Source organism: Citrobacter sp. Cpo148 (assembly GCF_030332375.1).
In the GTDB taxonomy this organism is placed as follows: Bacteria; Pseudomonadota; Gammaproteobacteria; order Enterobacterales; family Enterobacteriaceae; genus Citrobacter; species Citrobacter portucalensis.
This window is the reverse complement of record NZ_JAOWHY010000042.1, coordinates 612678-638493: the sequence shown is the minus strand read 5'-3', so window position 1 is coordinate 638493 and position 25816 is coordinate 612678. Positions and strand designations below refer to the sequence as shown.

Here is a 25816-nt window from a genome sequence, read left to right as displayed (position 1 = left end):
TGTAGTAGTTGACCTTCTCTTGCGCACACTCTATCTTTTCGCAGCCCTGCGTATATTGCGGCTCGCGGATGCGGACCCTATCCCTCTTCTCGCTCTCTCAGGCAGGCAATGACCCTTAGCGCCAGGGTAAGCACATGGCGTTTTTGTATTAGTGGCGTATGAATTTAACCCTCAAAGATTCAATCATTGCTCGCAGTCGGGCTATTAGTCCGTGGACTGGCCTCTATTTCTTACAGTCTCTGCTAATAAACCTTGCTCTGGGCTATCCGCTTAGCCTGCTCTATAGCGTTGCTTTCACATGTATATTGATGCTGCTGTGGCGTAGCGCGCCGCGCGCGCAGAAGGCACTGATTGGCATTTGCTCACTCATTGCGGCAATGTACTTTCCGTTCGGCCAGGCTTACGGCTCACCGAACTTCAATACCTTACTGGCGCTGCACTCAACCAATATGGAAGAGTCAACCGAGATCCTGACCATCTTCCCCTGGTACAGTTATCTGGTTGGAGTGTTTATTTTTGCCCTTGGCGTTATCGCCGTACGCCGTAAAAAAGATGTGCAGCAGCGCAGCTGGAATAAGTTCGACAGCATTTGTTTGCTGTTTAGCGTTGTCGCATTCTTTGTTACCCCGGTACAAAACCTGGCCTGGGGCGGCGTGTTTAAGCTGAAAGATACCGGTTATCCGGTTTTCCGTTTCGCCAAGGACGTTATCGTCAATAACAACGAAGTGCTCGACGAACAAGAGCGTATGGCGAAACTGTCGAGCGTAAAAGACAGCTGGACGGTAACCGCCGTTAAACCGAAGTATCACACCTACGTCGTGGTGATCGGCGAAAGCGCCCGCCGCGATGCGTTAGGGGCGTTTGGCGGCCACTGGGATAACACCCCGTTTGCCAGCTCCGTTAACGGCTATATCTTCGCGGATTACATTGCGGCCAGCGGTTCAACGCAAAAATCGCTCGGCTTAACGCTTAATCGGGTAGTGGATAATAAACCCCAGTTCCAGGATAACTTTGTCACCCTGGCTAACCGCGCGGGCTTTCAGACATGGTGGTTTTCCAATCAGGGACAGATTGGTGAATACGATACGGCCATCGCCAGCATTGCGAAGCGCGCTGATGAGGTTCAGTTCCTCAAAAGCGGTGACTTCGAAGCGGATAAAAACACCCGTGACGAAGCGCTGTTGAAGATGACTGCCCAGGTGCTGGCAACCGAGCGCACCCAGCCACAGCTCATCGTGCTGCATTTAATGGGCTCGCATCCGCAGGCCTGTGACCGAACACAGGGTAAATACGAGACTTTCGTCCAGTCAAAAGAGACATCTTGTTATCTGTACACCATGACACAGACGGATAACCTGCTGCGCCAGCTTTACGAGCAGTTACGTAACAGCGGTAATAGCTTCTCGATGGTCTATTTCTCCGATCATGGCCTCGCGTTTAAAGAGCGGGGAAAAGAGGTGCAGTACCTGGCGCATGACGATCAGTTCCAGCAGAATTTCCAGGTGCCTTTCATGGTGCTGTCGAGCGATGATAAAGCGCATCGGGTGATTAAAGCCCGTCGCTCCGCCAATGATTTCCTCAGTTTTTTCTCGCAGTGGACAGGGATCAGCGCAAAGGAAATCACCAACAGCTACCGCTTTATCTCAGAGAAAAAAGCCGGGCCGGTGTACATCACCAACTTCAAACTGCAGAAGGTGGACTACAACCATCTGGGTACCGATATTTTCTCAACCAAATAATACGTTGTCGGCCGGATAAGGCATTTTGCTACCGATGCCTGATGCGCTGCGCTTATCAGGCCTACAACGACATTCCTTCTGCATTACACGCAAAAAAAATCCGCCCCAAGAGGCGGATTTTTCATATCACCGAAGTGATTAGAAGCGGTAACCCACGCCAGCAATCCAGGTGCCAACGTCAACGCTACGAATACGGCTCTGCTCGTAGGAGAAGTCCAGAGCAACGTTTTCGATCGGGTTGAACTGCAGGCCCGCACCGTAAGAGAAACCGTAGTCGCTGGTGCTGTGGTTGTAAGTCGAAGATTCTACGTTCTGGAATTTACCGTAACCAACACCCACAACGCCGTAGATGCTTGCCCAGTCGTTCAGACGGTAAGCCGGACCAGCAGTGATGCCGTAGTATTGGGTTTTGTTGTAGTCGCCAGAAGCATCGGTACGGTCTTTTTCAGTGTAAGTGAAGGAACCGATGACACCCAGCGGGTTGTTGTCCTGCTCGTAGCGATACTTCAGGTTGAAACCGTTCATTTTGTTTGCTGCGCCCTGAGCATCGCTCTGAGCGTAACCACCGGTAACGGTAGAAGTAGCAGCTACAGCAGTACCTGCGGAGAAAGCCAGAACAGCGGCCAGTGCTGAAAGACATGCAATTTTTTTCATAACCACCTCAAATGTGCTTCAAGTAAATCTTAAGTTTTAAATATACCAAAAATTGATGGGAAACTCTTTGCGATTCGCGATGTCTAACGGGGTCTTTCATGTAACAGAACATTTCAAAAACCCGCTATCTCTTTCAATTAACATCACTTTTTCAACTGAAAATACCATTATTGCGCGCACAATATGGCACATTCATCCAGAACATTCCTAATCACACAGATTATTAATCCATCATTTTCATGCCATTGTACGGAACTGAGCAATTTTTTTTTCAACGAATACTCAACCAGTTGAGCGTAATTCCATTACACTCGCTGTTTTACTTTTCTATACATATAATCATCTGCGTCGTAACAATGCTGAAGCGTGGCACAGATGGAGACGTGTAATCATCATTTGACAGGAGAAAGGATGCCGGGGTTGTCACGTAAAGCGCCAGTCTGGTTGCCTATTTTGGTTTTGCTTATTGCTATGTCCTCCATTCAAAGCGGAGCATCACTGGCAAAATCGTTGTTTCCACTCGTCGGTGCGCCGGGCGTTACCGCGCTGCGCCTTGCGCTGGGTACGCTCATTCTTATCGCTTTCTTTAAGCCCTGGCGTTTACGATTCGCTAAAGAACAACGCCTGCCGCTACTGTTTTATGGCCTGTCTCTGGGCGGGATGAACTACCTTTTCTACCTGTCAATCCAAACCGTCCCACTGGGAATCGCCGTGGCGCTGGAATTTACCGGCCCGCTCGCGGTAGCACTGTTTTCATCCCGACGCCCGGTGGATTTCATTTGGGTTGCGTTGGCAGTGCTCGGGCTCTGGTTCCTGCTGCCTCTGGGTCAGGACGTTTCTCACGTAGATTTAACCGGCGCAGCGCTGGCGCTGGGGGCTGGCGCCTGCTGGGCCATCTATATTCTTACCGGGCAGCGAGCCGGGGCGGAACACGGTCCGGCAACCGTCGCAGTAGGGTCATTCATTGCAGCTCTGGTATTTGTACCAATCGGCGCACTCCAGGCCGGAGATGCCCTGTGGCACTGGTCCATACTGCCGTTAGGTCTGGCCATTGCAGTCCTCTCTACTGCGCTTCCCTATTCACTGGAGATGATTGCGTTGACGCGCCTGCCTACGCGTACTTTCGGTACATTGATGAGCATGGAACCCGCGCTGGCAGCGGTTTCCGGAATGATCTTCCTCGGTGAAACGCTGACGCTTATCCAGACGCTCGCTCTGGGCGCCATTATTGTCGCATCAATGGGCTCTACGCTCACCATTCGTAAAGAGCCACAAATAAAACAAGTCGACGTGAATTAACCACGTATTATTCTGCATGGTTTGCATAATCATGCAGAATATCCAATTGTAAATCTGCGTGATAATAATTCTAATAAATATAATTTTCTCATCCGCATATTTCATTTAATCTTAAAATTAACATAAAAATAACACCACGCAAGTAGCAAAACACTCATCACATTGATTTTATTTGATATTTTATATTTACCCTCTTCTTCGCTATTAAAGTGATAGGCAACACCGGAAACAAAAATCCAAATTTAGCGCTATACTTAATTCCGTTGAAGAGTTGGGACATAAATATCAAGAGGATATGAAAATATGAGTACCGCGAAACTGGTAAAAACAAAAGCATCCGCCCTCCTTTATACCCGCAACGATGTGTCTGATAGCGAAAAGAAAGCGACCGTAGAACTGCTGAATCAGCAAGTAATCCAGTTCATTGACCTGTCATTGATCACTAAACAGGCTCACTGGAACATGCGCGGTGCAAACTTCATTGCAGTACATGAAATGCTGGATGGCTTCCGTACAGCCCTTACCGATCACCTCGACACCATGGCTGAACGCGCCGTACAGTTGGGCGGTGTGGCACTGGGCACAACTCAGGTTATCAACAGCAAAACGCCTCTGAAAAGTTACCCGCTGGATATCCATAGCGTACAGGACCACTTAAAAGAGCTGGCCGAACGTTATGCCGTAGTTGCAAACAGCGTACGTAAAGCTATCAGCGAAGCAAAAGACGAAGATACCGCGGATATCTTTACCGCAGCTTCTCGCGACCTCGATAAATTCCTGTGGTTTATCGAAGCCAACATTGAGTAACAGCAGACATAAGAATTACCTATATAACCCTCGCTTCGGCGGGGGTTTTGCACATCTATGGTGCATAACATTGATCATTCGTCACTCCAAAGTAAATTATTTGTAATAATCACCTCACACAATCGTTAACGAAAGATTGTTTTATCAACAATTTTTACGCTAAATAGTCATACAGTTTGCACCGTGACTGGTTCGCACCAAATGAGTGCCCCAAAACAGTGCAGATTATTCGCTATGCCCTACTTATTGTGCAGAGAAACGAGACACCCTCTTGTTAAAACAATGAGTTGCAAAATTGGCACGATTTTTTCATTAAGCCATATGTTCTCGCAGGGGATCGCCCCGTGGATATAAAAGGAAATCCTATGAAGTCTGTATTAAAAGTTTCACTGGCTGCACTTACCCTGGCTTTTGCGGTGTCCTCCCATGCCGCAGACAAGAAACTGGTTGTCGCAACCGACACCGCGTTTGTACCGTTTGAATTCAAACAGGGTGACAAATACGTTGGTTTTGATGTGGATCTGTGGGCTGCCGTGGCCAAAGAACTGAAACTGGATTATGAACTGAAACCGATGGATTTCAGCGGCATCATCCCGGCCCTGCAAACCAAAAATATCGACCTGGCACTGGCAGGTATCACCATCACCGAAGAGCGTAAAAAAGCGATCGACTTCTCCGACGGCTACTACAAAAGCGGTCTGTTAGTGATGGTGAAAGCGAATAACAACGACGTCAAAAGCGTAAAAGATCTGGATGGTAAAGTCGTTGCAGTTAAGAGCGGCACCGGTTCCGTTGATTACGCGAAAGCGAATATCAAAACCAAAGACCTGCGTCAGTTCCCGAATATCGATAACGCATATATGGAACTGGGCACCAACCGCGCAGACGCTGTACTGCACGACACACCAAACATTCTTTACTTCATCAAAACAGCTGGCAATGGTCAGTTCAAAGCTGTAGGCGAATCGCTGGAAGCCCAGCAGTACGGTATCGCCTTCCCGAAAGGCAGCGACGACCTGCGTGAGAAAGTGAACGGCGCGCTGAAAACGCTGAAAGAGAACGGTACTTACAACGAAATCTACAAAAAATGGTTCGGTACTGAACCTAAATAATAACCGGCAGCGTTGCCCGGTAGCGTGATGCTTACCGGGCCTACGCCTGGATTTTTGAGACCTGTAGGCCGGATAAGCACAGCACATCCGGCAAAACGGGCATTTGAATATTTACACCACGGTAACAGGAACGACATATGCAGTTTGACTGGAGTGCCATCTGGCCCGCCATCCCGCTTTTGATTGAAGGCGCCAAAATGACCCTGTGGATCTCGGTCCTCGGTCTGGCTGGCGGTCTGATAATCGGACTTGCAGCAGGGTTTGCGCGCACTTTCGGCGGTTGGATCGCCAACCACGTAGCGCTGGTGTTTATCGAAGTCATTCGCGGTACGCCAATCGTTGTGCAGGTAATGTTTATTTACTTCGCTCTGCCAATGGCATTTAACGATTTACGCATTGACCCCTTTAGCGCCGCCGTTGTCACCATCATGATCAACTCCGGGGCCTATATTGCGGAAATCACCCGCGGTGCGGTGCTCTCAATCCATAAAGGGTTCAGCGAAGCCGGTTTGGCGCTTGGACTTTCACGCACAGAGACTATCCGCCACGTTATTTTACCCCTCGCACTGCGTCGTATGCTGCCACCGCTGGGCAACCAGTGGATCATCAGCATTAAAGATACCTCGCTGTTTATTGTCATTGGCGTCGCTGAACTGACCCGTCAGGGCCAGGAAATCATTGCCGGTAACTTCCGCGCACTGGAAATCTGGAGCGCCGTTGCGGTGTTCTATCTGATCATTACGCTGGTGCTGAGCTTCATTCTGCGTCGTCTGGAAAGAAGGATGAAAATCCTGTGATTGAATTTAAAAACGTTTCTAAGCACTTTGGTCCAACCCAGGTGCTGCACAATATTGACCTGAACATTCAGCAGGGTGAAGTCGTGGTGATTATCGGGCCGTCAGGATCCGGTAAATCTACCCTGCTGCGCTGCATTAACAAGCTGGAAGAGATAACCTCCGGCGATCTGATCGTCGATGGTCTGAAAGTAAACGATCCGAAGGTAGACGAGCGCTTAATCCGTCAGGAAGCCGGAATGGTGTTTCAGCAGTTCTACCTGTTCCCACATCTGACGGCACTGGAAAACGTCATGTTCGGACCGCAGCGCGTACGCGGGGCGAATAAAGAACAGGCCGAGAAACTGGCGAAAGAGCTGCTGGCAAAAGTGGGTCTGGCCGAACGTGCACATCACTACCCTTCTGAACTGTCCGGCGGTCAACAACAGCGTGTGGCTATCGCCCGTGCGCTGGCAGTAAAACCGAAAATGATGCTGTTTGATGAACCAACCTCAGCACTCGACCCGGAACTGCGCCATGAAGTTCTGAAAGTTATGCAGGACCTGGCGGAAGAAGGGATGACCATGGTGATTGTGACCCACGAAATTGGCTTTGCCGAAAAAGTGGCTTCACGCCTGATTTTCATTGATAAGGGACGTATTGCCGAAGACGGTAATCCGCAGGCCCTGATTGAAAATCCGCCCAGCCAACGCTTACAGGAATTCTTGCAGCACGTTTCCTGATAGCTCAACCTCCCTTCGCCCGAAGGGAGGTTTTTCACCAGAATCCTCTCATTTCAATTCCCTCCCGCCCTGACATCTATACTTATCCTTTTGAATTTATTTTCTCATGGGAGGAGTCATGCGCTGGATCCTGTTCATCTTTGTTTGTCTGCTGAGTCTTCCGGCTCAGGCGGTGACGATACCTGGCGTCACCTCGCCAACGTCAACCAACGCACAAACCGCGCCAACGAAAGAGCCGGATGTTGAACAGAAGAAAGCGGCCTACGGCGCACTGGCGGATGTGCTGGAAAATGACGCCTCACGTCAGGAACTGATCGATCAGTTACGCAAAGTGGCGACAGCGCCCCCTGCCGAGCCGGTGCCAACCATTGTTCCACCCACATTAACAGAAGAAAAAACGGTGCTGGAAAACGTCACGGATATCACACAGCACTACGGTGAGGCGCTCTCCAGCCGCTTTGCCCAACTTTACCGTAATATTACCGACGCACCGCATAAGAGTTTTAACCCACAAACGTTCACCAATGCCCTGACCCATTTTTTAATGCTGGCGGCGTCAGTGTTCGGTTTTTTCTGGTTGATTCGCCTGTGCGCGCTGCCGCTGTATCGCAAAATGGGGCAATGGGCACGGCGGAAAAACCGCGAACGCAGCAACTGGCTGCAGCTTCCGGCGATGATCGTTGGCGCATTCATTATTGATTTGCTTCTGCTGGCGCTGACATTGTTTGTCGGGCAGATACTGAGCGACAGAATGAATGCGGGCAGTCGCACCATCACCTTTCAGCAAAGCCTGTTTCTCAATGCCTTTGCCCTGATTGAGTTCTTCAAAGCCATTCTACGTCTGATATTTTGCCCAAAGGTGGCCGAACTGCGTCCGTTTAACATTCAGGATGCCGGTGCGCGCTACTGGAATCGGCGTTTGAGTTCATTAAGCAGTTTGATTGGTTACGGGCTTATAGTTGCCGTTCCCATTATCTCCAATCAGGTCAATGTGCAGGTCGGCGCGATGGCCAACGTCATCATCATGCTGTGTATCACGCTATGGGCGCTGTACCTGATTTTCAGAAATAAGAAAGAGATAACGCTGCATTTACAGAATCTGGCAGAAAGATCGTTAGCTTTTTTCAGCCTGTTTATCCGCGCCTTTGCGTTGGTATGGCACTGGCTGGCCAGTGCCTACTTCATTGTGCTGTTTTTCTTTTCGCTGTTTGATCCGGGCAACAGCCTGAAATTCATGATGGGCGCTACACTGCGCAGCCTGGTAATCATTGGAATTGCCGCCTTTGTTTCCGGCATGTTTTCCCGCTGGATAGCCAAAACTATTACCCTTTCGCCACACACCCAGCGCAGCTATCCGGAACTCCAAAAGCGGCTGAATGGCTGGCTGTCGACGGCGTTAAGCGTGGCCAGGATCCTGACGGTGTGCGTTGCGGTGATGCTGCTACTGAATGCCTGGGGACTGTTCGACTTCTGGAACTGGCTGCATTACGGCGCAGGAGAAAAAACGGTGGATATTCTGATCCGTATCGCGCTGATTTTATTCTTCTCCGCCATCGGCTGGACGATCCTTGCCAGCCTGATTGAAAACCGTCTGGCTTCCGATATTCACGGACGCCCGCTACCCAGCGCTCGTACCCGCACCCTGTTGACGCTGTTTCGCAATGCGCTGGCGGTGATCATCAGCACGATCACCATCATGATTGTGCTGTCGGAAATTGGCGTTAATATCGCCCCCTTACTGGCCGGGGCAGGGGCGCTGGGGCTGGCTATCTCTTTCGGCTCGCAAACGCTGGTAAAAGATATTATTACCGGGATTTTTATTCAGTTTGAAAATGGCATGAACACCGGCGATCTGGTGACCATCGGTCCACTCACCGGTACGGTTGAACGAATGTCCATTCGTTCTGTGGGCGTGCGTCAGGACACCGGGGCGTACCATATCATTCCCTGGTCATCGATTACGACCTTCGCCAACTTTGTGCGTGGAATTGGATCGGTCGTCGCCAATTACGACGTAGACCGCCATGAGGATGCGGATAAAGCGAATCAGGCGTTGAAAGACGCGGTTGCTGCGGTGATGGAAAAAGATGATATTCGCGGGTTGATTATCGGCGAGCCGTCGTTTGCCGGGATTGTAGGATTAACCAATACGGCATTCACGCTACGGGTCTCGTTTACCACCTTGCCGCTGAAGCAGTGGACGGTACGTTTTGCGCTCGACAGCCAGGTGAAGAAATACTTCGATCTAGCCAACATACGCGCCCCGGTACAGACGTATCAAGTGTTACCTGCACCAGGGAATGGTCCTGCGTCGGCGGCAAGCGAACCACTACCGCCAACCGAGCCAACGCTTTAGCGTTTACGCGCCATAAAACGACGACGCTGATCGTTATCCATAAAGGTCCAGGCAATAAAGCGACTCTGCTTTTGCCCCTGGGCCATCTCTTTCTTGACCACTTTCACCGCGCCCGCATCCGTTAACGCGTGATACAGCGGAGGCAAGTTCTCACCGCGCGACACCAGCGTGGTGAACCACATCACCTGGCGACCAAAGGCCTGGCTTTCAGCAATCATTTTCTTGATGAACGCCACTTCACCGCCTTCACACCACAGCTCCTGCTGCTGTCCGCCAAAGTTCAGCGCATCGTCTTTGTCCTGTCCCAGATTACGGCGTTTGCGCTCGCTTCCGGCACGGGCTGAGGCCGCAGAATCATGGAATGGCGGGTTACATAATGTGGCTTCATACTGCTCATTTTTGTGAATGATGCCGTTGAAGATTGCCGTTGCATCTTTCTGGCGACGCAGACGAATAGCACGGGTTAATCCCGGATTGGCGTTGACGATCGCCTGAGCGCTGTTAAACGCTTCGCTACTGGTTTCACTACCCGTGAATCGCCAGCCATATTCATGCACGCCGATCAGTGGATAAATACAGTTTGCCCCCACTCCCACGTCCAGCACGCTCACATTTGCCGGAATGGTTCCGCTGGTTTCACCCAACAGGTCGGCCAAATGGTGTATGTAGTCAGCACGACCAGGCACCGGCGGGCACAGAAAACCATCTGGAATATCCCAGTTTTTCACCGCATAAAAATGCGCCAGCAGTGCTTTATTGAGCGCCTTTACTGCCTGCGGATTCGCGAAATCAACACTCTGCTCGCCGCCTGGCGTGAGGGTGAGAAATTGCGTCAGCTCGGGCGTAACCTGGCATAAAGTCGCAAGATCATAACGGCCATTGTGGCGGTTGCGTGGGTGTAATCCCGGTTTCTGGGCGGACATAGCATTCTCCTTTTAACAGCGGCGTAAGATACCCGCATAACGCCACGCGGTAAACACACACAACAAGGAAATTTGATTTTTTACACCTGTTTGACGCTTTACTAATTGTTCAAAAAACAGACAGCTCATCACCAATTTTTTGCGGTAAATGTCATCCGCTGACGACCTAAACTTATCAGGCACACCTGTTGTTTTTCAGAGGATATCACCATGAAGAAATGCCTCACATTACTTGCTGCTACCGTACTTTCCGGCATGACATTTGCCTCCTTTGCTGCACAGCCATACACCAGCCCAGCTACCGGTCAGCTACAAGCTTCCGGCACAGTATCCGCTACCGGCGCCTCTAACCTGAGCGACCTCGAAGACAAGCTGGCAGAGAAAGCGAAAGAGCAAGGGGCAAAAGGCTTTGTCGTTGATTCTGCGGGCGGCAAAAATCAGATGTACGGCACCGCAACCATCTATAAGTAACCCCCATCTCAGCCCAACTGCATTCAACCCGAATGCAGTTTTCTGTCCGCAATTCACGTCATTCCCGGTGCGAATTGTAATCACCGTGTAGTAATTTTGAATCCAATGTAAACAAATGTATTTATTTTTGAAGTAATGAATGCTAAAACGTCGCACTGATTAGTAATGCTTATCAAAATCATTATCAATTACACATTCATTTCCGCGAGGCCTGCAGGGTATAACATCCTTAGAGATGTCCCTTCGCGCGAGTGAAACCGTCCACTCAAACAATAATAAGTCACTCATTAACATGGATAAAAATCGCAACTTGCCGTCCAGTAGCTTTCACTCACTGACTTTTTTTGCCGGTCTGTGCATTGGCCTGTCCCCTATAGCTCAGGCTGTCGCTGCGGACGACCAGGATAAAAAACAAGAAGACACTCTGGTCGTTGAAGCGGCCAAACCTTCGCTGTACGCCCCAACACAGTCTGCCGACCCTAAATTCTCCCGGCCGGTGGCGGATACAACCCGCACCATGACGGTGATTTCTGAGCAGGTGATTAAGGATCAAGGCGCAACAAATCTGACCGACGCGCTGAAAAACGTCCCGGGCGTTGGCGCATTTTTCGCCGGTGAGAACGGTAACTCCAGCACCGGTGACGCGGTTTACATGCGTGGTGCGGATACCTCGAACAGTATTTATATCGACGGTATCCGTGATATTGGCAGCGTCACGCGCGACACCTTCAATACCGAACAGGTGGAAGTAATCAAAGGTCCTTCCGGTACCGACTATGGACGTAGCGCACCGACTGGCTCTATCAATATGATCAGCAAACAGCCACGCACCGATTCCGGGATCGATGCGTCAGCCAGCGTCGGTAGCGCCTGGTTCCGCCGTGGTACGCTGGACATTAACCAGGTCATCGGCGAGACCACCGCCGCACGTTTAAACCTGATGGGTGAAAAAACGCATGATGCTGGTCGCGATAATGTTAAGAATGAACGCTACGGTGTGGCCCCCTCTCTCGCTTTTGGCTTAGGCACAGAGAATCGACTGTACCTGAACTATCTACATGTCACCCAGCACAACACACCGGATGGCGGCATCCCTACCATTGGCTTGCCGGGATATTCCGCACCTTCTGCGGGGACTTCTGCACTGAATCATTCAGGCAAAGTGGATACGCATAATTTCTACGGTACCAACTCGGATTATGACGATTCGACAACCGATACCGCGACGATGCGTTTTGAACATGACCTGAACGACAGCACCACTATTCGCAACACCACCCGCTGGTCGCGTATTAAACAGGATTATCTGATGACGGCGGTGATGGGCGGCGCGTCTAACATCACCCAACCCACCAGCAGCGTCGACAGCTGGACCTGGTCACGCCTGGCAAATACCAAGGATGTCAGCAATAAGATCTTGACCAACCAGACCAACCTGACCTCAACGTTCTACACGGGATCCATCGGTCACGACATCAGCACCGGCGTGGAGCTGACGCGCGAAACACAAACCAACTATGGCGTGGCGCCGATCACCCCACCACCGGTGAATATCTATCACCCCGACAGCAATGTGAATATCGGCGGATTGTCTCGCAACGGCGCCAACGCTAACGGGCAAACAGATACCTTCGGTGTATACGCTTTTGATACGCTACAAATTACCCGTGAATTCGAGCTGAACGGTGGTATTCGCCTCGACAATTACCGGACTGAATATGACAGCGCCACCGCTTGCGGCGCTTCCGGTCGCGGCGCAGTCGCGTGCCCGACAGGCGTGGCTAAAGGTTCCCCGGTCACCACTGTAGATACTGCCAAATCAGGCAATCTGGTGAACTGGAAAGCTGGCGCGCTGTATCACCTGACCGATAACGGTAACGTGTACATCAACTATGCCGTTTCTCAGCAACCGCCGGGCGGCAGCAACTTTGCTCTTGCTCAGGGCGGCAGCGGTAACAGTGCGAACCGTACCGATTTCAAACCGCAGAAAGCGAAAACCAGCGAGATCGGCACCAAATGGGAGGTGCTGGATAAGCGCCTGCTGTTAACCGCCGCGATTTTCCGCACAGATATTGAGAATGAAGTTGAGCAGAACGACGACGGTACCTATTCCCAGTACGGAGAGAAACGCGTTGAAGGCTACGAGCTCTCGGTAGCAGGTAACATCACCCCCGCATGGCAGATTATTGGGGGTTACACGCAACAACGCGCGACCATCCACAGCGGTAAAAACGTTGCTCAGGATGGCTCCTCTTCCCTGCCATATACACCGGAACATGCGTTCACGCTGTGGAACCAGTATCAGGCTACCGATGATATCTCCGTTGGCGCAGGCGCTCGCTACGTGGGTAGTATGCATCGCGGTTCCGATGGTGCGGTGGGTACGCCATCCTACACTGAAGGTTACTGGGTCGCTGACGCCAAACTGGGCTATCGCGTGAATCGCAATCTCGATTTCCAACTAAACGTCTATAACCTGTTCGACACCGATTATGTATCCTCCATAAACAAGAGTGGATACCGTTATCATCCGGGCGAGCCAAGAACTTTCTTGCTCACCGCCAATATGCATTTCTAATCCATCGCGTGGGGCGTAAGCCCCACTTTCAGGAGAAACACTGATGATGTACCACATTCCCGGCGTTCTGTCGGCGCAGGATGTAGCCTGGTTTCGCGAACAACTGGACGCTGCCGACTGGGTTGATGGCCGCGCAACCACCGGCGCTCAGGGGGCGCAGGTTAAAAACAACCAGCAGGTGAATACGCAAAGTGAACGCTACGGCGTTTTACAACAGGCGGTACAGACTGCGATAAATAACAGCGCGCTTTTCTTCGCCGCAGCACTACCGAAAACGCTCTCCACACCGCTGTTTAATCGCTACCAGGACAACGAGACCTACGGTTTTCACGTTGACGGTGCGGTGCGTAGCCATCCGCAAAACGGCTGGATGCGCACGGACCTTTCCGCAACTTTATTCCTGAGTAACCCGAATGATTATGAAGGGGGAGAACTGCTGGTCAATGATACTTACGGCCAGCATGCGGTGAAGCTTCCGGCAGGCGATCTGGTGCTTTACCCTTCCAGCAGCCTACATTGCGTCACGCCAGTGACCCATGGCGTTCGTGTAGCGTCTTTTATGTGGATACAGTCGATGGTCCGTGACGACAAAAATCGCGCCATGCTTTTTGAACTGGATAAAAACATTCAATCCCTGAAGGTTCGCCATGGGGAGAGCAGCGAGATCCTGTCATTACTCAATCTCTACCATAACCTGCTGCGCGAATGGTCTGAAATCTGATACTGCTGGCGCGTGGTCGTTTTTCAGCCATCACCTTCGCTATACTTAGTCTGTAGACATCAGCAGGAGGTACACATGGCATCCGGATGGGCAAATGACGACGCGGTTAACGAACAGATCAACAATACTATTGAAGATGCTGTTGCCCGCGCTCGCGGTGAGTTACCGACGGGGGAAAGTCTGTATGAATGCGAAGAATGCGGCAATCCTATCCCTCAGGCCAGACGTGAGGCCGTGCCAGGGGTACGCTTATGCATCACCTGCCAACAGGATAAAGATTCACATAACTCAGCATTTTCAGGATATAATCGCAGGGGTTCGAAAGACAGCCAGCTACGTTGACTTATCTTTACCAAAAGTTTCAGCGCATACGATTTCCTTTACGAGCATGCTTTTTTGCACCCTGTGTAGCAAAATGTGCCGTTGTCGCCTTCTCTGTAAAGCGCAATGACAAGAACTGTAAATCCCTTACTCGAATTTATTAATATTCAATAAGTTATTTGTCATTCAATTTTTTTGATTGATGTCGTCAATTCTATTCGATTTTCTCTCACCAAAAAAAACGTGATACTTATCACATCGACGGAACAACGTCTTCTTAAAGAACATTGACTAACAGAACAACCCTGCGAGAGATTAATCATGAAAAATATCAAATTTGCTGTTGCTGCCATCGCCCTGTCTACCCTGTCATTTGGCGTTTTCGCTGCCGAGCCGGTTTCCTCTACTCAGGCTCAAAACATGAACAAAATTGGTGTGGTATCTGCTGACGGCGCCACTACGCTGGACGGCCTGGAAGCCAAACTGGCTGAGAAAGCGAATGCAGCTGGCGCAACTGGCTACAGCATCACTTCCGCTATCGGCAAAGACAAAATGAGCGGCACCGCGGTTATCTATAAATAACCGAAAGATTACCTGTACGACCCAATGCTCCAACCCTCATTGACCCTGTTTGTTACCCTTTGTTTGCCCGTCCGCCACTGGACGGGCTTTTTTTGCCTATTTTTCCAGCCGTTGGCAGAATTCCTGCAACACGGCATCTGGCATCCCAATTTGCAGTGCCGCCTCACAAATCGCTTGCCAGCTTCCGGCATCCAGCGGAATACCGTGTTCCAGCCGTTCCTCGCGAGTATTCACCTCCCACTCCCCAGGCAACAGGATCGGGGTATCTTCAGCATGCGGGGACGCTTTTACCCACTCAGCAAATGCCGCGACCTGGTTGTCGCAGTCCGGCGCACCGAACAGTTGTGGATTCATAATGATGGTGGTCATACAGTTAATGATGGCGTCCGCGCTGGTCTGCAGGCTCTCTTCATGTGTGGTTTTACCGCCAGAAAGCGCACCGCCCATAATTTCGCACATCGCCGCCAGCGCATACCCCTTGTGCTCGGCAAAGGTCAGCAACGACCCCAGCGGAGAAACCTGCATTACCGCAGGATCGGTAGTGGGAACACCCGCCACATCAATCAGGCATCCAGGAGCCACCGGCTCGCCTTTATGCCATGCCACCCGGGTTTTGCCAAACGCGATGGCGCTGGTTGCATAGTCCAGCAACAGTGGGAAGGTATTTTTACGTGGAAACACGACGCAGAAAGGATTGGTGCCAAAACGGCTATCGCGCCCATGAAACGGTGCGACCATCGGGATCCCCACCACATTCACAAAGTGTACCGAGACAAAACCTGCCGCCGCACATTGCTCCGCCCAGTAGCCAATACGGCCGATATGGTGCGAATTATGTAATGCCACGGCAGCGATTCCGTACTGACGCGCTTTTTCGATTCCAAGCGTGATTGCCTCGTGCGCCGCCACCTGACCAAACGCACAGTCGCCGTCAAGCGTAATCACCGCCCCCACATCTTTTACCACTTTGGCATGACGGTTGATCTGCAGATGCCCCTGCGAGAATGAACGAATATAGCTTGGGATCATACCGATGCCATGGGAGTCGTGACCGGCGAGGTTAGAGGCTATCAGATGGTCGGCCACCAGCCGCGCCTCCTGATCATTGCTTCCCATCTGATGAAAAACGGCCTGGATAAAGGCGTGCAGCGTTGGCACATGGAAGCGATGTCCACTGTTCATTGTTATCTCCTGTTGTGTCGCGTGTTTGTTGTGTTTCTTATTTTTCAACAAACTATGCTGCGCCACGGTGCGCTGGAGGTCAATAAACGTGCAGAAATTTCACATTGCCGAAAAGAGAGAACCGACAGGCCAGGCAACAGGCCCGTCGGGATAACAAATGGTTTAGAAACTTTGCTCGACGCGGGCAAGTCCTTCAGCCAGTGAGGCGGACTCACCGGTTGCCACCAGACAGCAGGCCATCTGGATTTTCAACGATGCCGGAACAGGCTCACTGCCAGCCAGACAACGCTCAATCCAGCGCGCGGTGGTTTCCGGGTCTTTTGCTACCGGTAGCGGTACCGGCTCGTCAGGCATCTCGCTCTGTCGGTCTTGTAGCACTCGCACACCGGATGAATCTATCAGGCTTATCTGCGGGCAGCGCTGCGGGTTGGCATACACTTCGCCCTCGGTACCATGCATCAACAGGCCGCGCCCACCGATATCGCCGAAGAACTTCGCCACGCGCGAAACATATTCCGGGTGGGACACGCTGGAAAGACGCAGCGCGGCATCTTCAGCAAACGGCGTGGCTAATTTAGCCAGCGTATGTGCACTGTTACGCACACCCATGCGCCAGCGCATCGCCAGCTGTTTCTCCAGCGGAGGACACAGCGCGCTCACCGGGATAAACACCGGCTCATGACCATCCAGCTTTGCCTGTGCCTGTCCCGCATGCAGCGTTGGCGTAATGCCCATCAGTTCGAAAATGGTTTCTGTCAGCACGCGGGTTGGATCTTCACTGACGCCGTGCACCACTACTGGAAAACCCAGCTTGTGCAGTAAAATTGCCAGCAACGGAGTCAGATTCGCCTGCTTGCGTGCGCCATTATAGCTGGGAATGACAATCGGCATGGGTTTGGTTACCGGCGGAGTCAGGCGAATGGTGTGGTTTTGCATCGCTTCGTAAAAGCCCAGCATCTCCGCTTCACCTTCGCCCTTGATACGTAGCGCAATCAGTACCCCGCCCATCTCAAGGTCAGGTACGTCGCCGTTCATCATATGGGTATACAGTCCGCGAGCAGTATCCTTATCCAGGTCACGCGCGTGATTTTTTCCTCGCCCAATCTCTTTAATGATTTTGCGGTAATCCATCGATAACTCCTTGCCTGTTGCTCGCATCGTTAACGCCGACGGCGGCGCGTGGGTTTCGCTTTTTCTTTTGGTTTTACTATAACGTCTGGCACAGCAGGTTGCTCTATCGGAAATATGGGTAACGCGTTTAGTAAACGCTTGCCATAGCTTTTGGTCAATAAACGCTTGTCATAAATAACCACTTCTCCCCAGCAGCCATGGCTACGGATGAGTCGCCCAACCTGCTGGATCAAATTGAACGACGCCGCAGGCAGGCTCTGCACCTCGAAGGGGTAGCGGTTCAGACTTTTCAACCACTCGCCCTCAGTGATCACCACCGGGCTGTCGATAGGCGGAAAAGCAATTTTGTGAATATGCACCTGAGTCAGCAGGTCGCCTTTCAAGTCCAGACCTTCAGCAAAAGATTGCAGCCCAACCAGCACACTGCGCTCGCCGTTGGTCACCCGTTTGCGGTGCAACTCCACCAGACGGTAGCGCGGCTGATCGCCCTGCACCAACAACAGCAGGCGCAGATCGGTAACGTGCTCAAGAAAACGCAGCATCGCCCGACCGCTGGCAAAAAGTACCAGCATGCCCTGATGCTTTTTACTCTCCAGCTGTTCGCGAAAATAGGCGGCCATTTCCGCGATATGCTGCTCTTCGTTATCAATTAACGGTTCGTAGCGCATCTGCGGAATGACTATTTTGCCCTGTTCAACGTGATTAAACGGTGAATCCAGCGCGACAAACCGGTCCCCTGCTTTTTCTTTCAGACCGCTCATCTCCTGCAAACGCGAGAAGCTGTTGAGCGAGCGCAGCGTTGCGGAAGTGACAATAATATGCGGGACGCTACGCCACAGCAGTCGTTCGAGCTGATCGCTCACACGGATCCCCACGCAGTGGAACCAGACGTGGATCTGCCCGTCACGCACCTCGCGCGTCGCCCATTTACTCACCGGCGCGCCTGACGACTGCGCGAGCGATGCCAGCCGCCACAGTTTGCTTTGCGCCTCAAACATGCCCAGCGCCCGGTTCATCTGCAAAATAACCCGATGCAGACGCACGATATCGTGAGTGCCGGTTTTTTCGCTGAGATCGTTGAGGAACAGTTCCGCCAGACCGCGCAGCATTTCTGTTAGCTTTGCCAGACGCTGACAAATCTCCATCACTTCCGTAGGCAATTCGCCCATCGCGAAGCGGTGTTCTGCCTCCTGGGTAGCGGGCATATACAGATTAAGAATGTTATTGAGCGATGAAATCAGCTCATACAATTCCTCACAGTGACCGTTCAGACGCTCGGCATTCGCCAGCGGCGGCGTGGTCTTCGGGCGGAACTGCTCCAGGCAGGTAGCCACTAATTTGCAAAACAGATCCAACTGCAGTCGATACCAGGGGGCGCTGATTTCTGCGCTCATCTCCAGCGCATCGCGCGCGACATCCGGCAAATGGTGGCCTTCATCAAGTACCAGCAGTAGGTTTTTCGGCTCCGGCAAAACGGCTTCGCTTTCCATGGCCGCCATTACCAGCGCATGATTAGCCACGACCACTTCAGCTTCCTGAATCTCCCGGCGGGCGACAAAAAAAGGGCATTCACGATAGTAGTGACAGTTGCGATTCAGACAGCTGGCTTTATCGGTGCTCAGACGCTGCCAGAGTCCGTCGTCGATAGCGATATCGGTGTGGTCGCGCAGCCCGTCCCACTTGTAGCTGTCGAGATCGCCTTTTAGCCTGGCACAGCGCTTTTGTTCTTCCTGGTTGTTGGGCGTCAGGTCATCGTCGAGAAAAGCCAGCAGATCCTGCTGATTGGGTTCAGTGCTGGCCAGCGCCGCTAAGTTACGCGGGCAGACATAGCGTCCGCGACCAAACGCAGCGGTAAAACGCAGGTCGGGGATAATTTTGCGCAGCAGCGGTAAATCTTTGCTGTAGATCTGGTCCTGCAAAGCGACGTTGGCGGTACTGACCACCAGCGTTTTTTGTTCTTCACGCGCGATGGCAATACCGGGAATCAGATACGACAGGGTTTTCCCCACTCCGGTCGGTGCTTCAATCGCCAGATGCCGCCCTTCTTCCCCGGAGAGCGTTTTCGCGACGTCAGCAATCATCTGCCGCTGCGGCGCACGGGGGATAAAGTCGGGGATCTGTTCCTGAAGCGCCTTATACCAGGCGGCGATTTGCGCTTTTAACGCAGCCGTTAGTGCCATGAGAAAACCTGAAATACTGTATAAACAGCCACTATTGTGGCACTTTCTATCCCGTGTCGCAAAAAGAAAAGCCCGACCTTTCGGCCGGGCTCGCAATTACTGTGCTGCAGACGGTTTGCGCGGACGGCGCGGTGGACGAGGTTTATCACCTGCCGGTTTGCCTTCGCCATTACGCGGCTTCGCTTTTGGCGCTCCGCCATCCGAACGACGCGGCTGCTGTCCACGCCCTGCTCCGCCCTGCCCTCGACCACCGCCGCCGCCACGCTGCTGACGACCGTTCTGGATCGGCTCAGCTTTAATGGACGGGTCTGGCTCGTAGCCTGGCGTCGCAATACGCGGGATCTCTTTTTTCAGCAACTTCTCGATGTCACGCAACAGCTTGTGTTCATCGACGCACACCAGAGACAACGCTTCGCCGGTAGCGGCCGCACGACCGGTACGACCAATGCGGTGCACGTAGTCTTCCGGGACGTTTGGCAGCTCGTAGTTCACCACGTGCGGTAACTCTTCAATGTCCAGACCTCGCGCGGCAATGTCGGTCGCTACCAGCACGCGAATATCACCGGATTTAAAATCAGCCAGCGCACGCGTACGCGCACCCTGAGATTTATTACCGTGGATAGCCGCACTGCGGATGCCGTCTTTATTCAGCTGCTCTGCCAGATGGTTCGCGCCATGTTTGGTACGGGTAAACACCAGCACCTGCTGCCAGTTGCCCTGACCAATCATCTGCGACAGCAGTTCGCGTTTACGTTTTTTATCAACGAAATGAACGTGCTGAGTAACCTGCTCTGACGCGGTATTACGACGCGCCACTTCGATTTCCAGCGGGTTGTGCAACAGTTTTTCGGCCAGCGATTTAATGTCATCAGAGAACGTTGCCGAGAACAGCAGGTTCTGACGTTTTGCCGGCAGTTTTGCCAGAACGCGACGAATATCGTGAATAAAGCCCATATCCAGCATGCGGTCAGCTTCATCCAGTACCAGGATCTCAACCTGATCAAGTTTCACCGCATTCTGGTGTTCCAGATCGAGCAAACGACCCGGAGTAGCGATCAGCACATCTACGCCGCCACGCAGCTTCATCATCTGCGGGTTAATGCTGACGCCGCCGAAGACCACCAGCGAGCGAATATTCAGATACTTACTGTAATCACGGACGTTTTCGCCAATCTGGGCCGCCAGTTCGCGGGTTGGCGTGAGGATCAGCGCACGAACCGGACGACGGCTTTTACCATGCGGCTGATTGGTGATCAGGTGCTGCAACAGCGGCAGGGTAAAACCTGCCGTTTTCCCCGTACCGGTCTGGGCGCTGGCCATCAGATCGCGGCCTTCCAGCACGGCAGGAATTGCCTGCTGCTGAATAGGGGTAGGTTCACGGTAACCCTGCTCGGCAACGGCACGTAAAATTTCAGGGTTTAAACCAAGGGAATCAAAAGACATAACAACTCCGAACCGCCCTGACCGTTACCGGTGTCGTTTTCAGGGAGATACATACAATAGAGATGACAAAAACCACAATGTCATGAAGGGGCGGAGTGTAGCAGTTTTTGTGATGTGCCGCATAAATTATCCCTTCACTGGAAAATAACGCTCCGGACTGGACAAGGCTGCACATCAGTCATAATCTTAATCAATCGATTGATTAAGATCAGAGTCGTGCCATGAATACACCCACCATGACAACCAAAGGTGAACAGGCGAAGAACCAGCTCATTGCCGCCGCATTGGCGCAATTCGGTGAGTATGGTCTGCACGCCACGACGCGCGATATCGCTGCACAGGCCGGGCAAAACATTGCGGCTATCACCTACTATTTTGGCTCAAAAGAGGATTTATATCTCGCCTGCGCCCAGTGGATTGCGGATTTTATCGGTGCACAGTTTCGCCCGCACGCTGAAGAGGCCGAGCGTTTATTCGCCCAGCCTGAGCCGGACCGTGGCGCGATGCGCGAACTGATCCTGCGCGCCTGCAAAAATATGATCATGCTGTTAACTCAGGACGACACCGTTAACCTGAGCAAATTTATCTCGCGCGAACAGCTTTCCCCCACCGCGGCTTATCAACTGGTGCACGACCAGGTTATCAATCCGTTGCATACACACCTGACGCGCCTGATTGCCGCCTATACGGGCGGCGATGCCAATGATACCCAAATGATTCTGCACACCCACGCCATACTCGGCGAGGTGCTGGCTTTTCGTCTGGGGAAAGAAACCATTCTGTTGCGTACAGGCTGGTCACAATTCGATGAGGATAAAACCGCGCTGATTGACCAAACGATCACCTGTCACATCGATCTTATTCTGCAAGGTTTAACGCAAAGGAGTCTGGAGTCATGAAAAAACCTGTCGTTCTCGGGCTGGTTATCGCGGCCCTCGTTGCCGTGATTGCCGGTGGAACGTGGTGGTATCAGAGTCGGCAAGATAATGGTTTAACACTGTACGGCAATGTCGATATCCGTAGCGTCAACCTGAGTTTTCGTGTCGGCGGCAGGCTGGCCTCGCTGGCGGTTGACGAAGGCGATGCGATTACCGCCGGTCAGGTGCTGGGTGAACTGGACCGCGCACCGTATGAAAACGCATTGATGCAGGCAAAAGCCAACGTTGCCGCCGCACAGGCACAATACGATCTGATGCTGGCAGGGTATCGCGAAGAAGAGATCGCGCAAACCGCGGCGGCAGTCAAACAGGCGCAGGCCGCCTATGATTACGCGCAGAACTTTTACAATCGGCAGGTCGGATTGTGGAAAAGCCGCACCATTTCAGCCAACGATCTGGAAAACGCCCGTTCATCTCGCGATCAGGCGTTAGCTTCGCTGAAATCCGCACAGGATAAACTCACGCAATATCGCAGCGGTAATCGTGTGCAGGACATCGAGCAGGCAAAAGCCACGCTCGAACAAGCTCAGGCCGAGCTGGCACAGGCAGAGCTTAATTTGCATGACACCACGCTGACCTCGCCGTCTGACGGCACGCTTCTCACCCGTGCAGTTGAACCCGGCAGCATGCTGAACGAAGGGGGCACGGTACTGACGCTGTCGCTCACGCGTCCGGTTTGGGTTCGTGCTTACGTTGACGAACGAAATCTGAGCCAGGCGCAGCCAGGACGTGAGATCCTGCTCTATACCGATGGCCGCCCGGACAAACCGTATCACGGCAAAATCGGCTTCGTTTCTCCTACCGCCGAATTTACCCCGAAAACGGTCGAGACTCCTGACCTGCGTACCGACCTGGTTTATCGCCTGCGAATTGTCGTCACCGACGCGGACGATGCGCTGCGCCAGGGAATGCCGGTAACGATAAAGTTTGGCGATGAGGCACGGCATGAATGACGCCGTCATTACGCTTAAAGGGCTGACGAAAAACTTTGCCGGAATGGAAAAACCAGCCGTCGCCCCGCTCGACTGTACCGTTCATGCAGGCTACGTGACCGGGCTTGTCGGGCCGGACGGCGCGGGCAAAACTACGTTGATGCGAATGCTGGCGGGATTATTAAAACCTGATGCCGGAAGTGCTGAAGTGATTGGTTTTGACCCCATCAAAGACGACAGCGCACTACATGCGGTGCTGGGCTATATGCCGCAGAAATTTGGTCTGTACGAAGATTTAACCGTCATGGAGAACCTCAATCTCTATGCCGACTTACGCAGCGTCACCGGTGAAGCGCGAGAAAAAACCTTTGCCCGACTCCTGGACTTCACCTCGCTGGGACCATTTACCGGACGACTGGCTGGCAAGCTTTCTGGCGGCATGAAGCAGAAGCTCGGGCTTGCCTGTACGCTGGTTGGCGAACCTAAAGTGTTGCTGCTGGATGAGCCAGGCGTAGGTGTCGACCCCATTTCCCGTCGCGAACTGTGGCAAATGGTCCACGAGCTGGCCGGGGACGGCATGCTGATCCTCTGGAGTACGTCGTATCTGGATGAAGCAGAGCAATGCCGTGATGTGCTGCTGATGAACGAAGGTGAACTGTTATACCAGGGCGATCCCACCCAGCTTACGCAAACCATGGCGGGTCGCAGCTTCCTGATGAGTAGTCCGCAGGAAAACAACCGCCGACTGCTGCAACGCGCGTTAAAGCTGCCGCTGGTCAGCGACGGAATGATTCAGGGCAAATCCGTCCGTTTAATCCTGAAAAAAGAGGCTACTGCTCAGCAGATCCAAAACGCTGACGGCATGCCGGAGATAACCATCAACGAAACCGCACCCCGCTTCGAAGATGCCTTTATCGATTTACTCGGCGGAGCCGGAACATCGGAATCCCCGCTGGGCGCTATCCTGCATACCGTGGAAGGCACGCCTGGCGAAACGGTGATCGAAGCCAAAGCGCTGACCAAGAAATTTGGCGATTTTGCCGCTACCGACCACGTAGACTTTGCCGTGCAGCGCGGCGAGATTTTTGGTCTGTTAGGACCCAACGGCGCTGGCAAATCCACCACCTTTAAAATGATGTGCGGCCTGCTGGTCCCCACTTCCGGCAAAGCGCTGGTGCTGGATATGGACCTGAAAGTCAGCTCCGGTAAAGCGCGTCAGCATCTGGGCTATATGGCGCAGAAATTCTCCCTGTACGGTAACCTGACGGTTGAACAGAATCTGCGCTTTTTCTCCGGCGTCTACGGCCTGCGCGGTCGGGCGCAGAAAGAGAAAATCGATCGTATGAGCGAGGCATTTGGCCTGAAGAGTATCGCATCCCACGCCACCGATGAACTGCCGCTGGGATTTAAGCAGCGTCTGGCGCTGGCCTGCTCGCTGATGCATGAACCCGACATTCTGTTCCTTGATGAACCCACTTCCGGGGTCGATCCCCTCACCCGTCGTGAGTTCTGGTTGCATATCAACAGCATGGTGGAAAAAGGCGTCACGGTGATGGTGACCACCCACTTTATGGATGAGGCAGAATACTGCGATCGCATCGGGCTGGTGTATCGCGGCAAACTGATAGCCAGCGGTACGCCAGACGACCTGAAGACTCAGGCTGCTGACAGCGACACGCCGGACCCGACCATGGAACAGGCGTTCATCACGCTAATCAATGACTGGGATAAGGAGCATACGCATGAGTAACTCCGCTCTCTCCTGGCGTCGCGTCCGCGCGCTGTGCGTGAAAGAGACGCGCCAGATCGTCCGCGATCCCAGCAGTTGGCTGATTGCTGTGGTGATCCCGCTGCTGCTGCTGTTTATCTTCGGCTACGGGATCAACCTCGACTCCAGCAAGCTGCGGGTAGGGATTTTGCTCGAACAGCAGAGTGAAGAGGCGCTGGATTTTACCCATACCATGACCGGTTCGCCGTATATTGACGCCACCATCAGCGATAATCGTCAGGAACTGATTGAGAAAATGCAGGCCGGGCGCATTCGCGGTCTGGTGGTGATCCCAGTGGATTTTGCCCAGCAGATGGCGCGACCTAACGATGTCGCCCCGATCCAGGTGATCACCGACGGCAGCGAACCGAATACCGCCAACTTTGTGCAGGGTTATGTCGAAGGCATCTGGCAAATCTGGCAGCAACAGCGGGCAGAAGATCGCGGGGAATCGTTCAAACCTTTGATCGACGTGCAAACCCGCTACTGGTTTAACCCGGCGGCCATCAGCCAGCACTTTATTATTCCCGGAGCGGTAACCATCATCATGACGGTGATTGGCGCCATCCTCACCTCATTAGTGGTGGCGCGCGAATGGGAGCGCGGCACCATGGAAGCGCTGCTGTCGACAGAAGTCACCCGCGTCGAACTCCTACTGTGCAAACTGATCCCGTATTACTTTCTGGGCATGCTGGCGATGCTGCTGTGTATGCTGGTGTCGGTGTTTATTCTTGGCGTGCCCTACCGCGGCTCGTTGCTGATCTTGTTTTTCATTACCAGCCTGTTTCTGCTCAGTACGCTCGGCATGGGGTTGCTTATTTCCACCATCACCCGCAACCAGTTTAACGCCGCGCAGGTTGCGCTGAATGCCGCCTTCCTGCCCTCGATTATGCTGTCGGGTTTTATCTTCCAGATAGACAGCATGCCCGCGATTATCCGGGCGGTAACCTACATTATTCCGGCACGTTATTTCGTCAGTACCCTGCAAAGCCTGTTTCTGGCGGGAAATATTCCGGTGGTGCTGATTATCAACGTGCTGTTTTTAATCGCTTCGGCGGTGATGTTTATTGGCCTGACGTGGCTTAAAACCAAACGTCGGCTGGATTAAATTCGTGTATGGATAATTGTAGCCGTAGGCCGGATAAGGCGTTCACGTCGCCATC

The 25816-nt window shown here is 52.6% G+C and carries 22 protein-coding genes; 16 read left to right on the top strand and 6 right to left on the bottom strand.

Translation table 11 applies throughout. The features are described 5' to 3' along the window. Positions 1 to 158 precede the first annotated feature (158 nt). A complete protein-coding gene (locus OGY10_RS09640; protein WP_057067342.1) occupies positions 159 to 1739 on the top strand; it encodes a phosphoethanolamine transferase in 1581 nt (526 codons plus the stop codon). A 138-nt stretch (positions 1740 to 1877) separates the two neighbouring features. Here the strand turns inward: OGY10_RS09640 and ompX are convergent, their stop codons facing one another. Next, the gene (ompX, locus tag OGY10_RS09635; protein ID WP_003831579.1) at positions 1878 to 2393 is read right to left on the bottom strand and encodes an outer membrane protein OmpX; all 516 of its coding nucleotides are present in this window, start codon (positions 2391 to 2393) and stop codon (positions 1878 to 1880) included. A gap of 411 nt (positions 2394 to 2804) precedes the next feature. Here ompX and rhtA point away from each other — a divergent pair, with 411 nt between their 5' ends. From rhtA to ybiO, 6 genes are all read left to right on the top strand, one after another. Continuing rightward, positions 2805 to 3692 (top strand): threonine/homoserine exporter RhtA, encoded by an 888-nt coding sequence (rhtA, locus tag OGY10_RS09630; protein ID WP_008784209.1) that lies wholly within the window; start codon positions 2805 to 2807, stop codon positions 3690 to 3692. A 303-nt stretch (positions 3693 to 3995) separates the two neighbouring features. Then, positions 3996 to 4499: a DNA starvation/stationary phase protection protein Dps gene (dps, locus tag OGY10_RS09625; protein ID WP_003035253.1), complete on the top strand. Its 504-nt coding sequence runs from the start codon at positions 3996 to 3998 to the stop codon at positions 4497 to 4499. A gap of 365 nt (positions 4500 to 4864) precedes the next feature. Beyond that, positions 4865 to 5611, top strand: a complete 747-nt coding sequence (gene glnH / locus OGY10_RS09620; RefSeq protein WP_048235778.1) for a glutamine ABC transporter substrate-binding protein GlnH — start codon at positions 4865 to 4867, stop codon at positions 5609 to 5611. A 137-nt stretch (positions 5612 to 5748) separates the two neighbouring features. Then, a complete protein-coding gene (gene glnP, locus OGY10_RS09615) occupies positions 5749 to 6408 on the top strand; it encodes a glutamine ABC transporter permease GlnP (RefSeq protein ID WP_003035248.1) in 660 nt (219 codons plus the stop codon). Further along, a complete protein-coding gene (glnQ, locus tag OGY10_RS09610; protein ID WP_003035246.1) occupies positions 6405 to 7127 on the top strand; it encodes a glutamine ABC transporter ATP-binding protein GlnQ in 723 nt (240 codons plus the stop codon). Before glnP ends, glnQ begins: the two co-directional genes overlap by 4 nt. Positions 7128 to 7245: 118 nt before the next feature. Continuing rightward, positions 7246 to 9483 (top strand): mechanosensitive channel protein, encoded by a 2238-nt coding sequence (gene ybiO / locus OGY10_RS09605; RefSeq protein WP_100272722.1) that lies wholly within the window; start codon positions 7246 to 7248, stop codon positions 9481 to 9483. Here ybiO and rlmF read toward each other — a convergent pair. After that, a complete protein-coding gene (gene rlmF / locus OGY10_RS09600; protein WP_191226237.1) occupies positions 9480 to 10406 on the bottom strand; it encodes a 23S rRNA (adenine(1618)-N(6))-methyltransferase RlmF in 927 nt (308 codons plus the stop codon). The genes ybiO and rlmF overlap by 4 nt on opposite strands. Before the next feature lie 210 nt (positions 10407 to 10616). Here rlmF and mcbA point away from each other — a divergent pair, with 210 nt between their 5' ends. The 5 genes from mcbA (at position 10617) to ybiJ (ending at position 15079) form a co-directional block, all read left to right on the top strand. Next, complete coding sequence (mcbA, locus tag OGY10_RS09595) at positions 10617 to 10877, top strand: DUF1471 family periplasmic protein McbA (protein WP_003831565.1); 261 nt, start codon at positions 10617 to 10619, stop codon at positions 10875 to 10877. A gap of 292 nt (positions 10878 to 11169) precedes the next feature. Next, positions 11170 to 13455 (top strand): catecholate siderophore receptor Fiu, encoded by a 2286-nt coding sequence (locus tag OGY10_RS09590; RefSeq protein ID WP_032944356.1) that lies wholly within the window; start codon positions 11170 to 11172, stop codon positions 13453 to 13455. A gap of 43 nt (positions 13456 to 13498) precedes the next feature. Next, positions 13499 to 14176, top strand: coding sequence for a PKHD-type hydroxylase YbiX (gene ybiX / locus OGY10_RS09585; protein ID WP_137377809.1), 678 nt, complete (start codon positions 13499 to 13501; stop codon positions 14174 to 14176). A 75-nt stretch (positions 14177 to 14251) separates the two neighbouring features. Continuing rightward, the gene (locus tag OGY10_RS09580; protein WP_032942775.1) at positions 14252 to 14518 is read left to right on the top strand and encodes a DksA/TraR family C4-type zinc finger protein; all 267 of its coding nucleotides are present in this window, start codon (positions 14252 to 14254) and stop codon (positions 14516 to 14518) included. A gap of 300 nt (positions 14519 to 14818) precedes the next feature. Further along, positions 14819 to 15079, top strand: coding sequence for a DUF1471 family protein YbiJ (gene ybiJ / locus OGY10_RS09575; RefSeq protein WP_003831561.1), 261 nt, complete (start codon positions 14819 to 14821; stop codon positions 15077 to 15079). Between the two features lie 96 nt (positions 15080 to 15175). Here ybiJ and OGY10_RS09570 read toward each other — a convergent pair whose 3' ends face one another. From OGY10_RS09570 to rhlE, 4 genes are all read right to left on the bottom strand, one after another. After that, positions 15176 to 16261: a malate/lactate/ureidoglycolate dehydrogenase gene (locus tag OGY10_RS09570; RefSeq protein ID WP_100272726.1), complete on the bottom strand. Its 1086-nt coding sequence runs from the start codon at positions 16259 to 16261 to the stop codon at positions 15176 to 15178. Positions 16262 to 16423: 162 nt separating this feature from the next. After that, the gene (gene ybiB / locus OGY10_RS09565) at positions 16424 to 17392 is read right to left on the bottom strand and encodes a DNA-binding protein YbiB (RefSeq protein WP_048214626.1); all 969 of its coding nucleotides are present in this window, start codon (positions 17390 to 17392) and stop codon (positions 16424 to 16426) included. Positions 17393 to 17421: 29 nt separating this feature from the next. Further along, positions 17422 to 19572, bottom strand: coding sequence for an ATP-dependent DNA helicase DinG (gene dinG, locus OGY10_RS09560; RefSeq protein ID WP_191226239.1), 2151 nt, complete (start codon positions 19570 to 19572; stop codon positions 17422 to 17424). Between the two features lie 96 nt (positions 19573 to 19668). After that, positions 19669 to 21015 carry an ATP-dependent RNA helicase RhlE gene (rhlE, locus tag OGY10_RS09555; RefSeq protein WP_032942769.1) on the bottom strand — a complete coding sequence of 449 codons (1347 nt, stop codon included), beginning with the start codon at positions 21013 to 21015 and terminating at the stop codon, positions 19669 to 19671. Positions 21016 to 21236: 221 nt separating this feature from the next. Here rhlE and cecR point away from each other — a divergent pair, with 221 nt between their 5' ends. Genes cecR through OGY10_RS09535 form a run of 4 tightly spaced genes read left to right on the top strand, consistent with a single transcriptional unit; the run spans position 21237 to position 25761 of the window. Further along, entirely contained in the window at positions 21237 to 21914 is a 678-nt protein-coding gene (gene cecR / locus OGY10_RS09550; protein WP_003831550.1) for a transcriptional regulator CecR, read from the top strand. Next, positions 21911 to 22906, top strand: coding sequence for a secretion protein HlyD (hlyD, locus tag OGY10_RS09545; RefSeq protein WP_008784196.1), 996 nt, complete (start codon positions 21911 to 21913; stop codon positions 22904 to 22906). Before cecR ends, hlyD begins: the two co-directional genes overlap by 4 nt. After that, a complete protein-coding gene (locus OGY10_RS09540) occupies positions 22899 to 24635 on the top strand; it encodes an ATP-binding cassette domain-containing protein (protein ID WP_032942768.1) in 1737 nt (578 codons plus the stop codon). Before hlyD ends, OGY10_RS09540 begins: the two co-directional genes overlap by 8 nt. Beyond that, positions 24628 to 25761, top strand: a complete 1134-nt coding sequence (locus OGY10_RS09535) for an ABC transporter permease (protein ID WP_003831545.1) — start codon at positions 24628 to 24630, stop codon at positions 25759 to 25761. The genes OGY10_RS09540 and OGY10_RS09535 overlap by 8 nt, the downstream gene beginning before the upstream one ends. Positions 25762 to 25816: the final 55 nt, after the last annotated feature.